Raw genomic sequence first — 20,083 nt, 5'->3', positions numbered from 1 at the left:
CCGCCCGCACAGCGACCGTCACCGAACGGACGGCACGCTACGGGTCACCCACCACGAAGATCAATGGACCTTAGCGTTGGTTTTTCGCTGGAAGCTACGGACAGGCCCAAGGGGCTGCGCGGCAGCCTCACGGTGCTCGACGAGCAGACGGTGGCCTATCTGGACTTCGCCGGCGGCAACGCCGAGACCATCGCCCACCTGCGGGAGAACGGCCGTATCACGCTGATGTGGTGCGCCTTGACCGGCCCGCCCACCATCGTGCGGGTGCACGGCCGGGGCGAGCCGGTGTTCCGTGACGACCCCCGCTTCCCCGACCTGCTGGCACGCTTCACCGACATCGACACCACCCAGCACGGCCTCCGGGCGATCATCGTGGTGCACGCCCGGCTGATCCGCGACACCTGCGGGTTCGCGGTGCCGCTGATGACCTACGACGGTGACCGGGACCTGCACGCCCGCCGGTTCGGCCGGGAGGACGACACGTCGCTGGACACCTACTTCGCCGGCAAGGACGACATCGCCACCAGCATCGACGGCCTGCCCGGGCTGCCGTTGCCGCTGCCGCCGACACCCCGAACCGGCTGACCGTGCCGCGACACCTTCGGCTACGACGCGGCGCGTCTGCCGTCGCGTCCCCGCCACCTGGCCCGCGCCGGTTACCATTCCCGCTGGCGGCGACGGTCCGCTGAGACGACCCGGCTGGGACGACCCCGCCGGGCGTACGTCATGGCCGGTTACCCTTGACTGCGCACCCGGGTCTGCGGGCGTCGAGGCGTGGCCGTGGGAATGGCCCGACGGAGACGGACCGTTACACCGATAGGACCTGCACCACCGAAGAGGGGAAGTCGATCATGGGCGAGCGTATGCTGCGCGGTAGCCGGCTGGGCGCGGTCAGCTACGAGTCCGACCGCAACACGGAGCTCGCGCCGCGGCAGACCCGCGAGTACCTGTGCGCCAAGGGTCACCAGTTCGAGGTGCCGTTCGCCGTCGACGCCGAGGTGCCGACCACCTGGGAATGCAAGTTCGACGGCAGCGTGGCCCGACTCGTCGACGGCAGTGAGCCGGAGCAGAAGAAGGCCAAGCCGCCGCGCACCCACTGGGACATGCTGCTGGAGCGGCGTTCGATCGCCGAACTGGAGGACATCCTCGCCGAGCGGCTGCAGGAGGTCCGCACCCGTCGCGGTCGTGCCTGACGGCGAAACGTCGACGGTGCCCCCGGGAATTCCCCGGGGGCACCGTCGTGTCCGGCCGCGTCAGCGCGGCTCCACGATCTCACCCTCGATGGCTTCCCCCTCGACGGCCGTGCCGGGCGTCGGCGACGTCGTGGGCTGCGACGGTGGCGGCTGCTGCGGCCCACCCCGATACACCCGCACCCGGCGTGGCCCGAACAGGTCACCGGCGGTCATCGACGACACCCGCCGCTCGGCGGCCCGCTGCACCCCACCACGGATCAACCCGCGCACCGGCGGCACCAGCAACAACAACCCCACCACACTGCTGACCAGGCCCGGGGTCGCCAGCAGCAGCGCGCCGAGCAGCCCCACCAGCCCGTCGGTCACCTGCCGACCGGGGGGCCGACCCGCCTGGGCCGCCTGCTGGAAACCGCGCCACGCCCGCACACCCTCCCGGCGCAGCAGCACCAGGCCCAGCAGTGAAGCCGCGAAGACCAGCAGCATCGCCGTACCGAACCCGAACGCCCGACCCACCGCCACGAAAACGGCGATCTCCACGGCCGTGGACACCAGCAGAGCCAACGGTACGAACCTCAGTGCTCGGCGCATATCACCCCATCCGCCTCACGGCGCCTCGTCGTCGCGGCGCGCCCGGCGGCGCAGCCGTCTGGTCTGTCCAGCATGACACGCCGCCCGCTCAGGGCCACCGCGCCTGCCCGGCGGTGACCCCGTGCAGTCCCCGCCGCACCGCGGTGCGCCGGTCACGCAACGCCCAACCGGTGATCCGCCACAACGCCTCCACGACGATCAGCGGGCTCATCTTGCTGGCGCCGCGTTCCCGTTCGGCGAAGGTGATCGGCACCTCCACGATCCGGGCCCCCGCCCGGTGCGCCAGCCGCGACAACTCCACCTGAAACGAGTACCCCTGCGAACACACCGAATCCAGGTCCAGGGCGTCCAACACCCCGGCCCGGTAGACCCGGTAGCCGCCGGTGGCGTCGGCGACCGGCATCCCCAACGCCAACCGCGCGTACAGGTTGCCGCACCGCGACAGCAGCAGCCGCCGCAGCGGCCAGTTGACCACCCGGGCACCCCGGGTCCACCGCGAGCCGATCACCACGTCGGCGTCGCGGGCCGCCGCCAGCAACGCCGGCAGGTCCTCCGGGGCGTGTGAGCCGTCGGCGTCCATCTCCACCACCGCGTCGAACCCACGCCGCCGCGCCCACGCGAACCCGGCCAGATACGCCGCGCCGAGTCCCTGCTTGCCCTGCCGGTGCAGCACGTGCACCCGCTGGTCGGTGCGGGCGATGCCCTCGGCGATCTCGCCGGTGCCGTCGGGGCTGTTGTCGTCGGCGATGAGGATGTCCACCTGCGGTGCGGCCCGGCGGACCCGCCGCACGATCGCGGTGACGTTGTCGGCCTCGTTGTAGGTGGGGATGACCACCAGCACCCGACCCACGCCGGGCACCCCGGTCGTCACCGGCCGGATGTCCGTTCCGTGCCTCACCGCTGCCCCCTCACCCCGGGTGGGCGGCCACCGGTGCGGTTCAGCCGTCCCGCCGGCGCCGCAGCACCGCCGCGCCGGCCAGCGCGGCCACCGCCAGCCCGGCCAGCACCACCTCCGGCAGCACCCCGACCCGGGTGGCCAGCGTGCGTCCCTCGGTCAGCTGAAGCTGCCGCACCACGACCGCGCGGGTATTGAACCCGGTGGCGTCGCTTACCCGCCCGTCCGGGGCGACGAACCCGGACACTCCGACCGTGGAGGCCATCAACGCGGCACGGCCGTGCTCGACCGCCCGCAGCCGCACCATGGCCAACTGTTGGCGGGCCTCCGCCTCGTCGAAGGTGGCGTTGTTGGTCTGCACCACCAGCAGCTGCGCCCCACCGACGACGGTGTCGCGGACCAGCCCGTCGTAGGCGACCTCGAAACAGATCACGTCGCCGAGCACCACCGGCCCGCTGTGCACCACCCCCGCCTCGGTGCCGGCCACGAAGTCGGCCCGCACCCGGTCGACCTGGTCGCTGACCATCCGGGCGATGCGACGCAGCGGCACATACTCGGCGAACGGCACCGGATGACGTTTGATGTACAGCTGCTCCAGGTCGGGGCCGCTGCCGGGCCGCCACAGCAGTCCCGCGTTGCGCACCTGCCCCTGTTGCGGCCCGAACAGCACCGCACCCACCAGGATCGGCACCCCGACCGCGTCCGCGGCGGCGGAGATCCGGGCCCCGGCCGAGGCGTTGCGCAGCGGGTCGATGTCGCTGGAGTTCTCCGGCCACACCACCAGATCCGGTCGGGGTCGGGCACCGGCGGCCACCTCGGCGGCCAGGGCGATGGTGGCGTCGACGTGGTTGTCGAGCACGGCCTGCCGCTGCGCGTTGAAGTCCAACCCGAGCCGTGGCACGTTGCCCTGCACGATCGCCACCGTCACGCTCGTCGCGTCGCGGGTCGTCGCCACCGGCACCAGCAGCCCACCGGCGAGCAGCAGCACCACCGTCGCCGCGCACCCGGCGGCGGGCACCCACCACCCCCGGCCGTCGACTCGACGGGCCCGCGCCGCCCACCAGACACCGGTGACCAGCAGCCCACCGGCCACCGCCACCGCGAACGTCACCAGCGGCGCACCGCCCACCGCGGCCAGCCGCAGCAGCGGCGACTCGTCCTGACCGAACGCCAACCGCCCCCACGGGAACCCGCCGAACGGTGTCCGGTCACGCAACGCCTCCTGCCCCACCCACAACACACCGGTCACCGCCGGCCACCCCGCCGGGAACCGGTCGACCAGCGGCGACACCCACGCCGTGGCCGCACCCAGCAGCGCCACATACGCCGCCTGCAACAGCGACAGCAGCACCCACGGCAGGTAGCCGGTGTGCAGGTTCGTCCAGGCCAGCATCGGCGCGAACAGGATCAGACCGGCCAAAAAACCCAACCCGGCACCGGCCCGCAGCCGCCGCCGGTGCGTCGCCGCGGCCAGCAGGGCCACCCCGACCGGTGCCAGCGGCCACCACCCGTACGGCGGGAAGGCCAGCAGCAGCGCCAGCCCGGCGGCCACCGCCATGACCACCGCCACCGGCAGGCGCACCGGCCCGGCCACCGGCACGGGCGTCGGCGGGTGGGATCCGGCGGCACGGTCCACGGTCGTCACGGGCGGGTCGGACGCGATCACGCGCCGAAGGCTACCCGCTGACGCTGATCGTCAGCGGGTGCGGGGCGACCCGACGGATGCTCGACGCACCGCGTCCGCATCGGCCCCTCCCGCCGCCGCTGCGTCGGTCAGTGGCGATGGTCACCCACGAAGTCGGGGCGCGGCATACGCCGCGCCCCGATGCTCCCAGGCCCCTCCCGGCCGGTGCGGCGGAATGTGACACGCCGACCTTCGGACCGACCGGACGATGACTGGCTGTCTCCGCCTGGCCGTTGTCTACTGGCCGTGCACCCCATCCTGCCCGTACACCGGTAACCGCGGCCGGTTCGCGCCGCCCCGCCGACCCCCGCCCGCTGGACCTGGCCGCCGCGACTGACGATGCACCGTGTCGCTCGGCCAGCGGACGAAGGGACGAAGCGAACAACAGCCGCTTCCCGTGGTAGGACTCAAAGACGGTACGTGGCCCACCCCCGGGCTTGTCAACCCACCCCCGACGAGTCGTCGCACCGCCCTCGGCGTGTCGCTCCCGACCGGCCACCGTCCACCCTGCTCACCCCAGCAACGGCCGCACCAGCGCCCGCGCCGCCACCGGATGCTCCTCGGCGAGCAACCCCGCAGCGGCCAACACATAGTCGGTGTCCACCACCGGCCGGGCCGCCCGAGGCAACGCCCACCCACCGGCATGATCGGTTAACACCGCCGCCAACACCCCCGCCGCGTCGCCGCCCGGGGCATGCCGCAACACCCCACCGGAACCGACCAGCAGCCGCACGTCCCGCAGATCCCGACCGGCCCGCTCACCGGTGCCCACCCCACGGGCATGCCGACGCAACGCCACCGTCGCCGCCAACGCCGCCAACTGTGCGTCGACCGCCCGCCCGGCGGCGTCGACCGGCAACAACCCCGGATCGGCGGCCCGCACCGCCGCGTCCACCGCCAACGCGTCACCATCGGCCGCCGAGACCAGACGTTCCTCCACAGCCGCCCGCACCACCCCCGGCGCGCTCCACCGCACCCCCAGATCCCCCTCCACCGTCCGGGCCCGCCACAACTCCCCGGCCACCTCCCGGCCCGGCCCGCTGGCCCGCTCGTCCGGGGTGAGCACCGAGTACACGTCCGTGGTCGCCCCACCCACGTCGACCACCGCCAGGTCACCACCGGCCACGTCGGCGAGCACCTCCACCCCCGACAGCACCGCATCCGGCGTCGCCGCCCGCACCAGCCGCGCGAACCGGCCACCCCGCGACAACCCCTTACCGCCGATGACATGCCGCAGGAACACCTGCCGGATCGCCGCCCGCGCCGACTCCGGCGCCAACACCCCGATGCGGGGCAACACGTTGTCCGCCACCGTCACCGGCACCCCGGCCGCGGCCAACAACCCGCCCAACTCGTCCCGCACGTCGACGTTGCCCGCCAACACCACCGGCACCCGCCACCGTGCCCGCGCCAGCCGCGTCGCGTTGTGCGTCAACGTGTCCGCGTCCCCACCATCGGTGCCACCCACCAGCAACACCACGTCCGGGCGGGCCGCCCGCAACGCCGTCAACTCGGCCCGACCCAGCCGCCCCGCCGCCACATGCACCACGTCGGCCCCCGCCGACAGACCCACCCGGCGACCCGCCTGCGCCGTCACCAACGGCTCGTAACCGATCACCGCCAGCCGCAACCCACCCCCGGCCGACGAACACACCAACCACGGCACCTCACCCGAGGTCACCCCCGCGCAGGCCGCACCCACCGCCGCGGCCAGCCCATACCACACATCCGAGCCCACCGTGGTGGGCGCCGCCGCCGCCGACACCAACCCACCACCGTCAAGGTCGACCACCGCGACCTTCGTGTACGTCGAACCGACGTCGGCGCAGACCGCGACACTCACGCCGCAGCGGGCACGACCACCGTGCCGGTCGCCGTCACCGCCACCAACGGCTCCGCCAACACCTCCGCCGCAGACTCACCCCGATCCGGCCGACCCCGACACACCACCCGCGCCTCGAAGTCGATGGTGCGGCTCCGGCTACCCACGCGCGTCACCGTCGCCACCACCTCCAACACGTCACCGGCCCTCATCGGCGCCCGGAACTGCACATCCGAATACGACGCGAACAACCCCTCATCACCGTCGGTGCGGATACACACCTCGGTGGCCACATCCCCGAACAGACCCAACGCGTACGCCCCGTCCACCAGGTTGCCCGCATAGTGCGCGTGCGCGTACGGCACATACCGCCGATGCGTCACCGTCACACCCAACCGCGGATCCGTCATGCCACCCTCGCCTCCCTGCCCGTGATCAACGCATGGACCAGGTACGACGCCACCTCACCCGGAGTCGTCCCCCGACCGAAGATCCGATCCACCCCCAGCTCGGCGGCCTGCGACTCGTCGAACCGCGGCCCACCCACCACCAGCAACGGCCGCCGACCCGCCGGCATCGCCTCCCGGAACGCCGCCGACATCTCCCGCGTGTTGTGCACATGCGCGTCCCGCTGCGTCACCACCTGCGACACCAACACCGCGTCGGCGCGCGCCACCCGCGCCGCCTCCACCAACTCCGGCACACTCACCTGCGCACCCAGGTTCGTCACCGACAACTCCCGGTAGTACTCCAGACCCTTCTCCCCCGCGATGCCCTTCACATTGAGGATCGCGTCGATGCCGACAGTGTGCGCGTCCGTGCCGATACACGCCCCCACCACCGACAACTTGCGCCGCAACCGCCGCTTGACGATCGCGTTGACCTCCTTGGCGCTCAGCAACGGAAAATCCCGCTCCACCACCCGCACCGCCGACAGGTCCACCAGATGGTTCACCCGCCCGTACACCACGAAGAACGTGAACCCGTCACCGATCGGCTTCGCGTGCACCACCATCGCCGGGTCGATACCCATCTTGTTGGCCAACTGCGCCGCCGCACCCTCGGCCCGCTTGTCATGCGGCACCGGCAACGTGAACGACACCTGCACCATGCCGTCACCCGTGGTGTCCCCGTACGGCCGCACGACACTGCCACCACTCACGACGACTGCTCCAGAATCTCCGTCGCCGGGTTGTAGTAACCCGGCTCATGCCGCGCCACTCCGTCCAGACCCTTACCCCGATCCGCCGGCCGCCTCATGATCCCGAACGTGCCCTCGGCGATCGCCGTCAACAACGACTGCTCACCGATGCGCTCCAACAACTCCACCGCCTCGGACAACACCCGGTTCGCCCGCTGCTGCACGAACCCGCCCGGCACCGGCCGGAAATCCTCCGCCATCCCGCCCGCCGCACCCAACACGTACCGCACGTTCTGCAACGCGATGTCCCGGTCCGACAACCACGGCGTCACCACCGCCTCCGTCATCATCCCCACCAGCAGAATCCCCTGCCCGGTCAGCGCACCCACCAGGTTGAAGAAACCATCCAGCAGATTCCCCCGGAACACGTCACCGGTCATGTGCTTCGTCGGCGGCATCCACTTCAACGGCGCATCCGGGAACAACTCCCGCGCCAACAACGCGTGCGCCAACTCCAACCGCAACGACTCCGGCACATCCGGGTTGATCTCGAAGGCGTGCCCCAACCCCAACTGCCAGTCCGCCAACCCCGCCTCATGCCCGAAGTACTCGTTGAGCAACTGCGACACCGTCACCGTGTGCGCCTCGTCCACCGCGTCCGCAGTGGTCAGATAGTTGTCCTCACCGGTGTTGATGATGATCCCCGCCCGGGCGTGCACCTGCCGCGAGAACCGCTGGTCCACGAACGTCCGCACCGGATTGATGTCCCGGAACAGAATCCCGTACATCGAATCGTTGAGCATCATGTCCAGACGCTCCAACCCGGCCAACGTCGCCATCTCCGGCATACACAGCCCCGACGCGTAGTTCGTCAGCCGCACATACCGGCCCAACTCCTTCGACGACACATCCAACGCCGCCCGCATCAACCGGAAGTTCTCCTGCGTCGCGTACGTGCCGGCGAACCCCTCCCGCGTCGCACCCTCCGGCACGTAATCAAGCAACGACTGCCCCGTCGACCGGATCACCGCGATCACATCCGCCCCGGCCCGCGCCGCCGCCTGCGCCTGCGGGATGTCCTCGTAGATGTCCCCCGTCGCCACGATCAGATAAATCCACGGCCGCCGCGGCGGATCCCCGAACCGCCGCACCAACCGCTCCCGCTCGGCCCGCCGCCGATCGATACGCCGAATCCCCGCCGCCACCGCCCGCCGCGCCGCCCGCCGCGCCGCCGTCGCCGCCCGACCAGACGGCACCACGAACCGCACCGACCCCGCCGCCGCCTTCTGCGCCAACAACGTCACATCCGCGCACTGCTCCCGCACCAACGCGTCGAACACCGGCAGCGCCACCCCGTGACCCAAACCGACATCCGCCACCACCGCCTCCACCAGACGGTTCACCCACGGAATGCCATCCGGATCAGCACCGGCCACCCCCGCCAGCCGCAGCACCGCCCGCTCCACCGACACCGTCGTATGGCTACGCGCCAACTCCACCACCGGCTGCCCGGCCCGCCGCGCCAACTGACGCGCCCGCGCCACCAGCACCGGATCCAGATCAAGCTTCCCAGTCACGCGGACCCTTCCTCATAAATCACCTCGCCACGCAACACCGTGCGCCGGCACACCGGCAACGGCGTCGGATCATCCGCACCCCGCGCCTCCGGATCCTCGGCCTGCAACACCGGCAACCCCCGCTCCACCCCAGCCGGCGTCGACCACACCGCGAACGTCGCCGGCGCACCCAACGCCAGAACCCCCTCGCTGTCCAGATGCACCGCCCGCCAACCACCCCGGGTATGCGCCGCGAACGCAGCCCGCACACTCATCCGCTGCACCGGGTTGTGATGCGCCACCGCCGCCCGCACCGAACCCCACGGATCCAACGGCGTCACCGGCGAATCCGACCCGAACGCCAACGCCACACCCACCCCGTGCATCGCACCCATCGGATTCGACGCCAACGCCCGCGCCAACCCCAACCGCGCCTCATACATCCGACCCGCGCCACCCCACAACCGGTCGAACGCCGGCTGCATCGACGCCACCACCCCGAACTCCACGAACCCGGCGATCAACCGCCGATCCACGATCTCCGCGTGCTCCACCCGATGCCGCGCCGCCCGCAACCGATCCGTACCCACCTGCCGGGCCGCCGCCGCGAAACCCTCCAACACCGTCGACACCGCCGCGTCACCGATCGCATGGAACCCGCCCTGCATCCCATGCGCCGCACAATCCAACAAATGATCACGGACCTGGTCCGCGCTCAGATAACCGTGACCACACCCGTCACCATCGGCGTACGACTCCGACAGAAACGCCGTACGCGACCCCAACGCACCATCAGCGAACAAATCACCACCGGCACCGACCGCACCCAACTCCCGCGCCCGAGCCGCACCACCCAACTCACCCCAGTACCCGTACACCTCCGGCACCCCCGCACCGGAAATCGCCAACAAACCGGTGAAATCCTCCTCATCGGAAATCTCCGGCCCACCACACTCGTGCACCGCCGCGATCCCCAACGACGCCGCCCGCCGCAACGCCACCCGCTGCGCCGCCACCCGCTGCGCCCGCGTCACCGACGCCCGCGCCACCGCCCGCACCACATGATGCGCATCACGACGCAGCCAACCCGACCCGTCGTACCCCGGCACACCGGCCGCCTCCGGACACGCCGCCAACAACGCCGACGACACCAACGCCGAATGAATCGACGCCTGCGACAGATACACCCGCCGCCCGGCCGCCGCCCGCCCCAACTCCTCCGCCGACGGCGGACACCCCACCGACCACGTCGACTCGTCCCACCCGTGCCCCAACACCACCGCGTCCGCCGGCAACCCCGCCGCGAACGCCGACACCGCGTCCAACAACTCACCAGCCGAACGCACCCCGGACAGATCCAGCCCGGACAACACCAACCCCGTGTCGCTGACATGCACATGCGCGTCCACGAAAGCCGGCGTCACCAACGCACCAGCCAGATCCACCACCCGATCCGCCGACGGCGCCTCCGCATCCGAACCCAGCCAGGCGATCCGCCCATCACGCACCAGCAACGCCGTCGCGGACGGATCCGCCGGACAATGCAACACACCGGCGCGATACAAGGTCGAGGGGTTGTTCATCATGGCCTCAGTCTGCCGCCAGCCGCGCCTCGAACAGCCCACGCACCCCCGGCTCACCCCGCAGCAGACCCAACGCCAACTCCGCGTGCCCCGGCACATAACCGTTACCGACCAGCATCGTCACGTCCGCCGCCAGACCCTCCGCACCCAACGCCGCCGCCGCGAAACTCGTCGCCATCGAGAAAAAGATCACCGTGCCGCCGTCCGCGGTCGCCAACACCGCGCCATGCTCACAACCCGGCACATCCACACACACCACCGTCACGTCCGCCGGCACCCCCAACGCCGACGTCACCGCCGTCGACAACGCCACCGGATCACGCGCGTCGGCCATCGCCACCGCATCCGCAACACCGGCCGCCACCAGCGCGTCACGCTCCCCGACCACCGGCACCACACCGACCGTACGACCCGCACCCGCCCGCCGCGCCGCCGCCAACGACAACGAACCGCTCTTACCCGCCCCGCCGACCACCGCCACCGCCACCGGCCGGTCACCGCCCTCGGCCGACCGCTGCGCCACGTACTGCGACACCACCCGCGACGTCAACGCCGGCGCACCACACACGTCCAGCACCGCCAGGGACAGCTGCGGATCAAGATCCGTCGGCAGCACCGCCGCGACCGACCGGGCGAACAGAATCGCCCACCCCTCGCACGGCACCTGCTCACTACGACCGTCCCAACGGGCCAACCCGTCGGTCACCACCAGCGGAGTCAACGTCAACGACACCAACGTGGCCACCCGATCGCCCACCGCCAACCCCAACGGCGACCGACGACCCGCCTCCTCGACAGTGCCGATCAACATGCCACCCGACCCGGTCACCGGGTTCTGCATCTTCCCCCGGGTGGCGATGATGTCGAGCACCTCGGCCCGCACGGCGTCACCGTCCCCCCCGTGCTTGACCGACAACTGCCGGAAACTCGCCGCGTCCAGGTTCAACCGCTCCACCCGGATCCGCACCTCGTTCGGCGCGATCTCCGCACTCGCGTCCAGCCGCCAGGCAGCCTGCGGCAGCACACCCGCCGGTTCCACGACGCGGTGCAGGCCCACCGGTGACGTCACGCCGACCTCCCCTGTCCGACCGCCTGAAGCCCCGCCTTCGGCTCGCGTGGCGGGAAAACTTACGGCAGACTAATTTCTCTACCGAAATTTTTCCAGTAGCCTTCGGGCCGCTGACCACCCGGACAGACCAGAGGAGGGGCCGTGACCCAGACCCAACCGCCGGTGCAGACCATCCCGGCACCACCGCCGGCCCCCACCACCGCCCGCACCGGCCAGCCCTACGAATACCGCCGCACCCCACTCGTCGAACCCGACTGGACCCGCTATCCCGGCTGGCGCGACATCACCCGCGACCAGTGGGAGAACGCCCAGTGGCAACGCGTCAACTGCGTCAAGAACATCAAGCAACTACGCACCGTGCTCGGCGACACCGTCGACGACACCTTCTACGCCGACCTCGAAGCCGACCAGCGCGCCCTGGCCACCATGTCCATGCTGGTGACCCCACAAATGATCAACACCATGACGCCGGACGCGCCACCCACGACCGAAGCGCTGCTCGCCGACCCGATCCGGCGCTACATGATCCCGGTGGCCTCCGACCGACGCACCGACTGGCCGTCACACCCGTACGCCACCCGCGACTCACTCCACGAACACGACATGTGGGTCGCCGAAGGACTCACCCACCGCTACCCCACCAAAGTCCTCGCCGAACTGCTCTCCACCTGCCCGCAGTACTGCGGCCACTGCACCCGCATGGACCTGGTCGGCAACTCCACCCCCACGGTCGACAAACTCAAACTCACCCTCAAACCCGTCGACCGCTACAACGCCCACATCAGCTACCTCAAGGCACACCCCGGAGTCCGCGACGTCGTCGTCTCCGGCGGCGACGTGGCCAACGTGCCCTGGCGCAACCTCGAGTCCTACCTCATGCGCCTGCTGGAGATCGAAACCATCCGCGACATCCGGCTCGCCACCAAGGCACTCATGGGCCTACCCCAGCACTGGCTGCAACCCGACGTCGTCGAGGGTCTGGAGCGGGTCGCCCGCACCGCCGCCCGGCGCGGCGTGAACCTCGCCATCCACACCCACGTCAACCACGCCCAGTCCCTCACCCCACTGGTCGCCAGGGCCGCCCAGACCGCCCTCGACATCGGCGTACGCGACGTACGCAACCAGGGCGTGCTGATGCGCGGGGTCAACGCCACCAGCACCGACCTACTCGACCTCTGCTTCGCGCTCCAAGGCGAAGCGGGCATCCTGCCCTACTACTTCTACATGTGCGACATGATCCCCAACGCCGAGCACTGGCGCGTCCCCGTCTGGCACGCCCAGCAGCTCCAGCACGACATCATGGGCTACCTGCCCGGGTACGCCACCCCACGGATCGTCTGCGACGTGCCCTTCGTCGGCAAGCGCTGGGTGCACATGGTCACCGAGTACGACCGGGACCGCGGCATCTCCTACTGGACGAAGAACTACCGCACCTCCATCGAGTCCGCCGACCTGGAGGCGCTCAGCAAGCGCTACGCCTACTACGACCCGATCGACACCCTCCCCGAAGCCGGTCAGCAGTGGTGGCGCGACCACCGCGACGACTGACCACAGCAGCCGAGCCGGCGGCGACACCACCTGCTGGCCGTCACCGAGCACGAACGGGCCGCCGGGTTCAACCCGGCGGCCCGTTCGGCTGGACGGTCACTTCGTGACGGCGTCCTTCGCGTTCCGCCCGGCCTCCTTGACCTTCTCACCGGCCTCACGGGCGCGCGCTTCGCTCTGCTGACTGGCGCCCTCGGCCCGCATGCGCTCGTTGTCGGTCATCTCGCCGATGCGCTCCCTGGCGGCGCCGCTCAGTTCCTCGACCTTGTTCTTCGCCTTGTCGGTGAAGCTCATGTCGTCTCCCCTGCCTGGTCGGCGTAGCACGGAGCGGACCGCTCCGCTGTGTGTCGTGTCCCCCGGTGCGGCGAGCTGAAACGGCTGTGCGGGTGGGTGGTGGCTGCCACATCCGCTAAGCCATCCTAGGATACTAGAAAGTGGGCGGTAGATCCTGACGGTGTCCGGCAGCGGGGCCCGCCCGGCTGGTTGACTGAGGCCATGGGCCTGCGAACCGGAGACCACCCGGCGGTGTGTGCCGGGCGACGTCAGGGCTCGACGGCATGAGCGAGATCGTGCTCGTCCGGCACGGGGAGACCAGCTGGAGCGCCAGCCGTCGGCACACCTCGTACACCGACCTGCCCCTCACCCCCGACGGCGAGCGGCAGGCCCGCGCACTCGGACCGGCCCTGGCCGGACGGCGGTTCGCCGCCGTGCTGACCAGCCCCCGGCTACGGGCCCGACGCACCGCGCAGCTGGCCGGGCTGGCCGTCACCGACACCGACGACGACCTCGCCGAATGGCACTACGGCGACTACGAGGGCCGCACCACCGCGCAGATCCAGCAGGAACACCCCGGCTGGAGCGTGTGGACCGACGGGTGTCCGGGCGGCGAGTCACCCCACGAGATCGGCGCACGCCTCGACCGGCTGCTCGCCAAGCTGCACCCCCTGCTCGACCAGGGACCGGTCGCACTGGTCGGCCACGCACACGCGTTACGCGTGCTGGGGGCCCGCTGGCTCGGCCTGCCCCCGTCCGCCGGCGGGCTGTTCCGCCTGGACACCGCCACCCTCAGCGTGCTCGGCCACGAACACGGCCGCCCGGTGATCCTCCGGTGGAACCAACCACCGCCCGCACCGCCCGAACAACGCGCCGCCACGGCCCGCCACTGACCAGCCGTCGATCAGCGGGGCGGCGGGACCGTCGGCTCCCGCCCCACCTTCGGTGGCCGATGCTCGTACGGGGTGGACAGCACGACCGTCGTCCGGGTGGTGACGTTGGCCGCCGTCCTGATCTCCTGAAGCACCCGCTCCAGATCGGCCGGACCGGCCACCCGGACCAGCAGCAGGTAGAAGTCCTCCCCCGCCACCGAGTAGCACGAGTCGATCTCCGGCAGGTGAGCCAGCCGTTCCGGCGCGTCGTCCGGCTGCGACGGGTCGAACGGCCGGATCGCCACGAACGCCGTCAGGGGCAGATCCAGCGCCTCGAAGGAGACCCGCGCCGCATAGCCCTTGATGACCCCGCGCTGCTCCAACCGACGCACCCGCTGGTGCACCGCCGAGACCGACAGGCCGACCTTCTCCGCCAGATCCGTGTACGACAGTCGGCCGTCCGCGGTCAGCGCCACCACGATGGCGCGGTCGATCTCCTCCACGGCGTGGAACCTACCGCCTACGGCCGGTCAACGCGACCGACAAGCCGCCCGCCGTCGCCATCCGCAGGTCGACGGTCGCGGTCGGTCAGCCCTTCGCCAACGCCCGGGAGATCACCAGGCGCTGGATCTGGTTGGTGCCCTCCACGATCTGCAACACCTTCGCCTCCCGCAGGTACCGCTCGACCGGGTGGTCGGCGACGTATCCCGCGCCGCCGAGGACCTGCACCGCCTCCACGGTCACCCGCATCGCCACGTCCGTGGCGAACAACTTCGCCTTGGCCGCCTCGATCGAGTACGGCCGCCCGGCGTCCCGCAGCCGCGCCGCGGACAGGGTCAACGCCCGGGCGGCGGAGATCTGGGTGGCCAGGTCGGCCAGGATGAAGCCGAGGCCCTGGAAGTCGATGATCGCCTTCCCGAACTGCTCGCGTTGCCGGGCGTAGTCCACCGCGTAGTCCAGCGCCGCCTGGGCCAGCCCGACCGCGCAGGCGGCGATGCCCAGCCGCCCAGAGTCCAGAGCGGACATGGCGATGGTGAAACCCGCCCCCGCGTCACCGATCAGCCGGTCGGCCGGCACCCGGGCCTCGTCGAAGACCACCTGCGCCACGGGCGAGGAACGCAACCCCATGGTGCGCTCGGCGGCCTGCGGAAGGATGCCGGGAGTGGCCCGGTCGGCCAGCAGGCAGGAGATGCCACGCGAGCCCGGCCCGCCGGTACGGCAGAAGATGTTGTAGAAGTCGGCCACCTGCGCGTGCGTGATCCACGCCTTGGTGCCGGTGACCACGTAGCTGTCCCCGTCGCGCACCGCCCGGGTGGTCAGCGACGCCGCGTCCGAGCCGCCCTGCGGCTCCGACAGGCAGTACGCCCCGAGCAACTCGCCGCCGATCATGTCGGGCAGCAGCTTGCGCTGTTGTTCACTGCCGAACGTGGCGACCGGGTGGCAGGACAGGGTGTGCACGCTGACCGCCTCGGCGACCCCGAGCCAGCGGCTGGCCAGGATCTCCAGCACCTGTAGGTAGACCTCGTACGGCTGGGCGGCGCCCCCGTACTCCTCCGGGTAGGGCAGGCCGAGCAGGCCCGCTCGGCCCAGCGTGCGCAGCACCTCCCGGGGGAACTCACCCCGCCGTTCGTACTCGACCACCTTCGGCGCGAGTTCCCGGTCGGCCAACTCGGTGGCCAACTCCAGCAGGTCGTGTGCCTCGTCGGAGGGCAGGATCCGGTCGACAGTCATAGTGTGATCAGCTCCGTGGGGGTGGTGTTGAGCCGTCGTACGCCGTCCGTCGTGCAGACGACGATGTCCTCGATCCGGGCACCGTGCCGCCCGGCCAGGTAGATGCCGGGCTCGACGGAGAAGGTCATTCCCGCCGCCAACGGCCGATCGTTTCCGGCCACCACGTACGGCTCCTCGTGGCCGTCCAGGCCGATGCCGTGACCGGTGCGGTGCAGGAACGCCTCGCCGTACCCGGCTGCGGTGATCGGGGTACGGGCGGCGGCGTCCACGGTCGCGGCGCTCACCCCGGGGCGGACCGCCGCCACGGCGGCACACTGTGCCTCGTGCAGCACCGCGTAGTAGTCGAGGAACCCGGGCGGTGCGGTGCCGCCGGCCAGGTAGGTGCGGGTGCAGTCGGAACGGTAGCCCGAGGGCATGGTGCCGCCGATGTCCACCACGACCGGCTCACCCCGGCCGATCGGCCGGTCGGAGGTGCCGTGGTGCGGGCTGGCGCCGTTCGGCCCGGCGGCCACGATGACGAAGTCGACGGTGACGTGCCCGGCCGCCCGGATCGCGGCGGCGATGTCGGTGGCCACCTCCACCTCGGTGCGCCCCGGCCGTAGCCACTCCCCCATCCGGGCGTGTACCGAGTCGATCGCCGCGCCCGCCTCGGCCAGGGCCTCCACCTCCGCGGCCGACTTGTGGACACGCAGTTCCCGCAGCACCGACGAGGCGAGCCGCTGCCGGGCGTCGGGCAGTGCCGCCCGCAGCGCCAGCACCTGCTCGGCCCACATCCGGTCGGCCAGACCGACCTCGCCGACCGGTCCGCCGAGGGCGGCGGTCACCAGCGGGTACGGGTCGGTGCCGTCGGCGTGGTCGACGATGCGTACCCCGGTGGCCGGTGCCGGCGACGCCTCGGCCGCCGGCCGTTCCAGGGTCGGCACGATCAGCGTCGGTTCACCCTCGGCCGGCAGCACCAGCAGGGTCAGCCGCTCACCGGCGTGCGCGTCGTACCCGGTCAGGTAACGCAGATCGGAGCCGGGGCTGAGCAGCAACGCGTCCAGCCCGGCGGCGGCGACGGCACGCTGCGCGGTGACCAGTCGCCCCGGCGGATACAGGTCCTCGAACCCCACCCAGCTAGCTTAACGGTCGTTTGGGTGTGGTGGGCGGACGGTGTCGAAGCCACCGACGCGGACCGGTCAGGATTCGAGAAGCATCGACCGTCGGACCTCACTAGCTTGGCCATCAGCTTCTCCCGGCCGGGCGATCGCCCGAGCTGATACCGCCACACACAGGAGGTACCGATGAGCGGGAACAACTGGATCCGGCAGATCCACCGGTGGCTGGCGATCGTGTTCACGGTGACCGTCATCGTCACCTTCGTCGCGCTCGCCCAGGAGGATCCGATCGTCTGGATCTCCTACCTACCGCTGCTGCCGCTGGCCCTGCTCATGTTCACCGGTCTGTACCTGTTCGTGCTGCCGTACGTGGTCAAGCGGCGCGGCGGGCGGGGCCCGGCCGGTGCGAGCTGACCGCGCGACCGGGCCGGAACGGTCATCGGTGCCTCCTTCGTCGCATCACCCGCAACGCCCCGACGGCCTGCCGTGCGCGGTGAACGTCAGTGGGGTGTGCCAGGCTGTCGAGCGTGACAGCGCAGACCCCGATCATGCTCATCGACGCGCCCAGTCTCTACTTCCGGGCGTTCCACGGCATCCCCGAATCCGCCGCGAAGACCACCGACGGTCAGCCGGTCAACGCCGTGCGTGGGTTCCTCGACATGCTCGCCAGCCTGGTACGCACCCGGCGGCCCGGTCGGATGGTGTGCGCGATGGACCACGACTGGCGGCCCGACTGGCGGGTCGCGCTGCTGCCGTCGTACAAGGCACACCGGGTCGCTCCCGAGGGCGGCGAGGTGGTGCCGGACACCCTCACCCCGCAGGTGCCGATGATCCTGGAGGTGCTCGACGCGCTGGGGGTGACCGTCGTCGGGGCGGCCGGCTACGAGGCCGACGACGTGCTGGGCACCCTGTCGGTCACCCAACCCGGCCCGGTGGAGGTGGTCTCCGGCGACCGGGACCTGTTCCAGCTGGTCGACGACGCCCGGGGAGTGCGGCTGCTCTACATCGGGCGGGGCGTGGCCAAGCTGGACGACTGCGACGACGCCGCGGTACGCGCCCGCTACGGGGTGCCCGCCGACCGGTACGCCGAGTTCGCCGCGCTCCGTGGCGACCCCTCCGACGGGCTGCCCGGAGTGGCCGGGGTCGGCGAGAAGACCGCCGCCCGGCTGATCGACAGGTACGGCGACATCGCCGGCATCCTCGCCGCCCTCGACGACCCGGCCGCCGGTTTCGCACCCGGGCTGCGGACCAAGCTCAACGCGGCACGCGACTACCTGGCCGTGGCACCGAAGGTGGTGCGGGTCGCCCTGGACGTGCCGCTGCCCGCCCTGGCGACCGAGCTGCCGGCGGCACCGGCCGACCCGCGACGGCTGCTCGACCTGGCCGAGCGGTGGAACCTCGCCGGCTCCACCCGACGCCTGGTCGACGCGCTCGCCTCCCGTACCCCGGCGGGCTGACCCGGCTCAGACGATGAACCGGATCCGGCCGCGGCGGGCCAGCAGGTAGCCGAGGGCCCCGGCGACGATCAGCACGAGACCGACACCGACGATCAGGCCGATCGGGGTGCCGGTGATCGGCAACGACCCTCCGCCTCCGCCGCCGCCGGAGAGCCGCACCTGGATCGTCGCGGTGTCGTTGGCCGGGTCGAGGTCGGCGACCGCGCCGTCACCGTCGAAGGTGCGCAGCCGGACCGTGCCGTCCTTGCCACCGGCCCGGTCGATCCGCACGTCGAACTCGTAACCCATCTGCTCACCAACGCTGATCGTGCCGCGAGCAAGGCACAGGTAGACCCGCGCGCCCGGCTTGCCGGGCTGCCACTCGTCCTCCGCCTGGTCGACGCAGGACTGCGGAGCGGTGACCGCGGTGACGGCGGTCGGTAGGGTCACGATGGTCTCGATGTTGAGGCCCCGCTGACCGTTGGGCCCGGCACTCGCCGGGCCGTGGTTGAGGTAGCCGACCCGCATCGTGACGGTGTCGCCGACCGCTGCGGTGATGGTGGCCCCCTCGGCGGCCACGTCGGCCCGCTGGTCGCCGTCGACGGTCAGCGTGATCCGGGTTTCGTTGTCGAAGCTGTCGGTGTCGGTCTGCCGGTGCGCTCTGGCCTGCGCCGCGCTGACCGGCACCAGCGTCAGGGCGTCGTCGCTCCCCTTCGGACCGAGCGGCCCGGTGGAGGACAACCGGGAGCGGTACTCCGCCCAGTCGGCGGGGGTGAACCAGAGCGCGTAGCTGTGGTGCAGGTTCGGCGCCCAGCTGTCGGCCGGGACCGTTCCGCCGAAGGTGGAGTCCACCTGGAGCACCTCGCCGGGCTCCACCGAGTTGTCGAAGGTGCAGGCGAAGGAGCTGCTGTCGAGGTCCGGTTCGCTGTACTCGCAGTTCTCGTACCGCTTCGAGGGGGTGTACCCGTACGACCCGGACAGGTACAACACCAGGCCGTGCGCGGTCGTCGTGCCCCGGTTGCGCACCGTCAACGGCACGTCGACGCGGGCGCCCAGGGGGCTGTCGAGGGTCAGCGTCCGCTCGGTGGCGAGATCGACCCCTTCGCCCACGGTGACCGTGGACCGGTAGGTCCCGGTGGTCCCGTCCGGCGTGGTGACGGTGAACAGCAGATCCCCCTGCTGGCCCAGTTGCGCGTCCGTGGTCGCCCGCACCGCGAGGCTGAACAGCTCCGATCCCCAGTCGCTGCCGATCGTCAACCGGCAGGTGAGGATCGCGCCCTCCACCGTGCAGAACTCCCCGTCGTCACCCTGGTCGACCTCTGCGAACGACATGACGGCGCTGCGGTCCACCCGCACGGCGTAGGTGCCGACCTGCTGGTCGCCGCGTAGGCGCAGCGAGACCCACTTCGGTGGGCCGTCGGCGGCGACCAGGACGTTGTTGACGCTCACCACTGTGGTCGCCGCCGGCTCGGCGGCGGCCGGCGCACCGGCGGCCACCGTGACGAGCATGCCGACGACGGCCGTGCCGGCGAGCCACCGGCGGAGAACATGGGTCTGCATGGCGAGTCCCTCGAGAACGGTGAAACCGCGAGAGCTGA

Annotated in this window: 20 protein-coding genes; 6 read left to right on the top strand and 14 right to left on the bottom strand. The window is 71.3% G+C overall.

Features of this window, described 5'->3' with window-relative positions:
• Positions 1 to 63 precede the first annotated feature (63 nt).
• The gene (locus tag ACLQ2S_RS09475; protein ID WP_425701527.1) at positions 64 to 585 is read left to right on the top strand and encodes a pyridoxamine 5'-phosphate oxidase family protein; all 522 of its coding nucleotides are present in this window, start codon (positions 64 to 66) and stop codon (positions 583 to 585) included.
• 266 nt (positions 586 to 851) lie between these two features.
• The gene (locus ACLQ2S_RS09470) at positions 852 to 1,193 is read left to right on the top strand and encodes an RNA polymerase-binding protein RbpA (RefSeq protein WP_046564157.1); all 342 of its coding nucleotides are present in this window, start codon (positions 852 to 854) and stop codon (positions 1,191 to 1,193) included.
• 60 nt (positions 1,194 to 1,253) lie between these two features.
• Here the strand turns inward: ACLQ2S_RS09470 and ACLQ2S_RS09465 are convergent, their stop codons facing one another.
• The 9 genes from ACLQ2S_RS09465 to ACLQ2S_RS09425 all read right to left on the bottom strand — a co-directional run bounded on the left by ACLQ2S_RS09465 (position 1,254) and on the right by ACLQ2S_RS09425 (position 11,519).
• A complete protein-coding gene (locus ACLQ2S_RS09465; protein WP_155216345.1) occupies positions 1,254 to 1,781 on the bottom strand; it encodes an FxsA family protein in 528 nt (175 codons plus the stop codon).
• An 88-nt stretch (positions 1,782 to 1,869) separates the two neighbouring features.
• Positions 1,870 to 2,679 carry a polyprenol monophosphomannose synthase gene (locus tag ACLQ2S_RS09460; protein ID WP_309222956.1) on the bottom strand — a complete coding sequence of 270 codons (810 nt, stop codon included), beginning with the start codon at positions 2,677 to 2,679 and terminating at the stop codon, positions 1,870 to 1,872.
• A 40-nt stretch (positions 2,680 to 2,719) separates the two neighbouring features.
• Positions 2,720 to 4,312: an apolipoprotein N-acyltransferase gene (gene lnt / locus ACLQ2S_RS09455; RefSeq protein WP_425701576.1), complete on the bottom strand. Its 1,593-nt coding sequence runs from the start codon at positions 4,310 to 4,312 to the stop codon at positions 2,720 to 2,722.
• Between the two features lie 559 nt (positions 4,313 to 4,871).
• A complete protein-coding gene (locus tag ACLQ2S_RS09450) occupies positions 4,872 to 6,203 on the bottom strand; it encodes a glutamate mutase L (RefSeq protein ID WP_309222957.1) in 1,332 nt (443 codons plus the stop codon).
• The gene (locus tag ACLQ2S_RS09445) at positions 6,200 to 6,592 is read right to left on the bottom strand and encodes a hotdog domain-containing protein (RefSeq protein WP_425701526.1); all 393 of its coding nucleotides are present in this window, start codon (positions 6,590 to 6,592) and stop codon (positions 6,200 to 6,202) included. Before ACLQ2S_RS09445 ends, ACLQ2S_RS09450 begins: the two co-directional genes overlap by 4 nt.
• Positions 6,589 to 7,344 (bottom strand): OAM dimerization domain-containing protein, encoded by a 756-nt coding sequence (locus ACLQ2S_RS09440; protein ID WP_425701525.1) that lies wholly within the window; start codon positions 7,342 to 7,344, stop codon positions 6,589 to 6,591. Before ACLQ2S_RS09440 ends, ACLQ2S_RS09445 begins: the two co-directional genes overlap by 4 nt.
• On the bottom strand, positions 7,341 to 8,900 hold the full coding sequence (locus tag ACLQ2S_RS09435; protein ID WP_309222959.1) for a lysine 5,6-aminomutase subunit alpha TIM-barrel domain-containing protein: 1,560 nt from the start codon (positions 8,898 to 8,900) through the stop codon (positions 7,341 to 7,343). Before ACLQ2S_RS09435 ends, ACLQ2S_RS09440 begins: the two co-directional genes overlap by 4 nt.
• On the bottom strand, positions 8,897 to 10,462 hold the full coding sequence (locus ACLQ2S_RS09430; RefSeq protein WP_155216852.1) for an amidohydrolase: 1,566 nt from the start codon (positions 10,460 to 10,462) through the stop codon (positions 8,897 to 8,899). Before ACLQ2S_RS09430 ends, ACLQ2S_RS09435 begins: the two co-directional genes overlap by 4 nt.
• 7 nt (positions 10,463 to 10,469) lie before the next feature.
• A complete protein-coding gene (locus ACLQ2S_RS09425; RefSeq protein WP_309223052.1) occupies positions 10,470 to 11,519 on the bottom strand; it encodes a zinc-binding alcohol dehydrogenase in 1,050 nt (349 codons plus the stop codon).
• Positions 11,520 to 11,672: 153 nt separating this feature from the next.
• Between ACLQ2S_RS09425 and ACLQ2S_RS09420 the strand changes: the two genes are divergently transcribed.
• Positions 11,673 to 13,079: a KamA family radical SAM protein gene (locus tag ACLQ2S_RS09420; protein ID WP_425701524.1), complete on the top strand. Its 1,407-nt coding sequence runs from the start codon at positions 11,673 to 11,675 to the stop codon at positions 13,077 to 13,079.
• 96 nt (positions 13,080 to 13,175) lie between these two features.
• Here ACLQ2S_RS09420 and ACLQ2S_RS09415 read toward each other — a convergent pair whose 3' ends face one another.
• A complete protein-coding gene (locus ACLQ2S_RS09415) occupies positions 13,176 to 13,370 on the bottom strand; it encodes a CsbD family protein (RefSeq protein ID WP_155216349.1) in 195 nt (64 codons plus the stop codon).
• 263 nt (positions 13,371 to 13,633) lie between these two features.
• Between ACLQ2S_RS09415 and ACLQ2S_RS09410 the strand changes: the two genes are divergently transcribed.
• Positions 13,634 to 14,242 (top strand): histidine phosphatase family protein, encoded by a 609-nt coding sequence (locus ACLQ2S_RS09410; RefSeq protein WP_155216351.1) that lies wholly within the window; start codon positions 13,634 to 13,636, stop codon positions 14,240 to 14,242.
• Positions 14,243 to 14,253: 11 nt separating this feature from the next.
• On the opposite strand, the gene ACLQ2S_RS09405 is transcribed toward ACLQ2S_RS09410, so the two are convergent.
• The 3 genes from ACLQ2S_RS09405 to ACLQ2S_RS09395 form a co-directional block, all read right to left on the bottom strand.
• Positions 14,254 to 14,724, bottom strand: coding sequence for an Lrp/AsnC family transcriptional regulator (locus tag ACLQ2S_RS09405; protein ID WP_309222961.1), 471 nt, complete (start codon positions 14,722 to 14,724; stop codon positions 14,254 to 14,256).
• A gap of 85 nt (positions 14,725 to 14,809) precedes the next feature.
• The gene (locus ACLQ2S_RS09400; protein WP_425701523.1) at positions 14,810 to 15,952 is read right to left on the bottom strand and encodes an acyl-CoA dehydrogenase family protein; all 1,143 of its coding nucleotides are present in this window, start codon (positions 15,950 to 15,952) and stop codon (positions 14,810 to 14,812) included.
• Complete coding sequence (locus tag ACLQ2S_RS09395) at positions 15,949 to 17,064, bottom strand: M24 family metallopeptidase (protein WP_309222962.1); 1,116 nt, start codon at positions 17,062 to 17,064, stop codon at positions 15,949 to 15,951. Before ACLQ2S_RS09395 ends, ACLQ2S_RS09400 begins: the two co-directional genes overlap by 4 nt.
• A gap of 171 nt (positions 17,065 to 17,235) precedes the next feature.
• On the opposite strand from ACLQ2S_RS09395, the gene ACLQ2S_RS09390 reads away from it, so the two are divergent.
• Entirely contained in the window at positions 17,236 to 17,463 is a 228-nt protein-coding gene (locus ACLQ2S_RS09390) for a hypothetical protein (protein WP_155216355.1), read from the top strand.
• A 134-nt stretch (positions 17,464 to 17,597) separates the two neighbouring features.
• Positions 17,598 to 18,506, top strand: coding sequence for a 5'-3' exonuclease (locus ACLQ2S_RS09385; protein ID WP_155216860.1), 909 nt, complete (start codon positions 17,598 to 17,600; stop codon positions 18,504 to 18,506).
• Positions 18,507 to 18,512: 6 nt separating this feature from the next.
• On the opposite strand, the gene ACLQ2S_RS09380 is transcribed toward ACLQ2S_RS09385, so the two are convergent.
• Positions 18,513 to 20,045 carry a cell wall anchor protein gene (locus tag ACLQ2S_RS09380; RefSeq protein WP_425701522.1) on the bottom strand — a complete coding sequence of 511 codons (1,533 nt, stop codon included), beginning with the start codon at positions 20,043 to 20,045 and terminating at the stop codon, positions 18,513 to 18,515.
• Positions 20,046 to 20,083: the final 38 nt, after the last annotated feature.

The sequence above is a fragment of the Micromonospora sp. DT48 genome, from assembly GCF_049844495.1.
Lineage (GTDB): Bacteria > Actinomycetota > Actinomycetes > Mycobacteriales > Micromonosporaceae > Micromonospora.
Note: the sequence above shows the minus strand (reverse complement) of the source record. Positions and strands in the feature narration are given on the sequence as shown.

Excerpts from the sequence above, each read along its gene's own strand:
- ACLQ2S_RS09475 (WP_425701527.1), top strand. The coding sequence starts at position 64 with ATGGACCTTAGCGTTGGTTTTTCGCTGGAAGCTACGGACAGGCCCAAG.
- ACLQ2S_RS09470 (WP_046564157.1), top strand. The coding sequence starts at position 852 with ATGGGCGAGCGTATGCTGCGCGGTAGCCGGCTGGGCGCGGTCAGCTAC.
- ACLQ2S_RS09465 (WP_155216345.1), bottom strand. The coding sequence starts at position 1,781 with ATGCGCCGAGCACTGAGGTTCGTACCGTTGGCTCTGCTGGTGTCCACG.
- ACLQ2S_RS09445 (WP_425701526.1), bottom strand. The coding sequence starts at position 6,592 with ATGACGGATCCGCGGTTGGGTGTGACGGTGACGCATCGGCGGTATGTG.
- ACLQ2S_RS09430 (WP_155216852.1), bottom strand. The coding sequence starts at position 10,462 with ATGAACAACCCCTCGACCTTGTATCGCGCCGGTGTGTTGCATTGTCCG.
- ACLQ2S_RS09415 (WP_155216349.1), bottom strand. The coding sequence starts at position 13,370 with ATGAGCTTCACCGACAAGGCGAAGAACAAGGTCGAGGAACTGAGCGGC.
- ACLQ2S_RS09410 (WP_155216351.1), top strand. The coding sequence starts at position 13,634 with ATGAGCGAGATCGTGCTCGTCCGGCACGGGGAGACCAGCTGGAGCGCC.
- ACLQ2S_RS09400 (WP_425701523.1), bottom strand. The coding sequence starts at position 15,952 with ATGACTGTCGACCGGATCCTGCCCTCCGACGAGGCACACGACCTGCTG.
- ACLQ2S_RS09390 (WP_155216355.1), top strand. The coding sequence starts at position 17,236 with ATGAGCGGGAACAACTGGATCCGGCAGATCCACCGGTGGCTGGCGATC.
- ACLQ2S_RS09385 (WP_155216860.1), top strand. The coding sequence starts at position 17,598 with ATGCTCATCGACGCGCCCAGTCTCTACTTCCGGGCGTTCCACGGCATC.
- ACLQ2S_RS09380 (WP_425701522.1), bottom strand. The coding sequence starts at position 20,045 with ATGCAGACCCATGTTCTCCGCCGGTGGCTCGCCGGCACGGCCGTCGTC.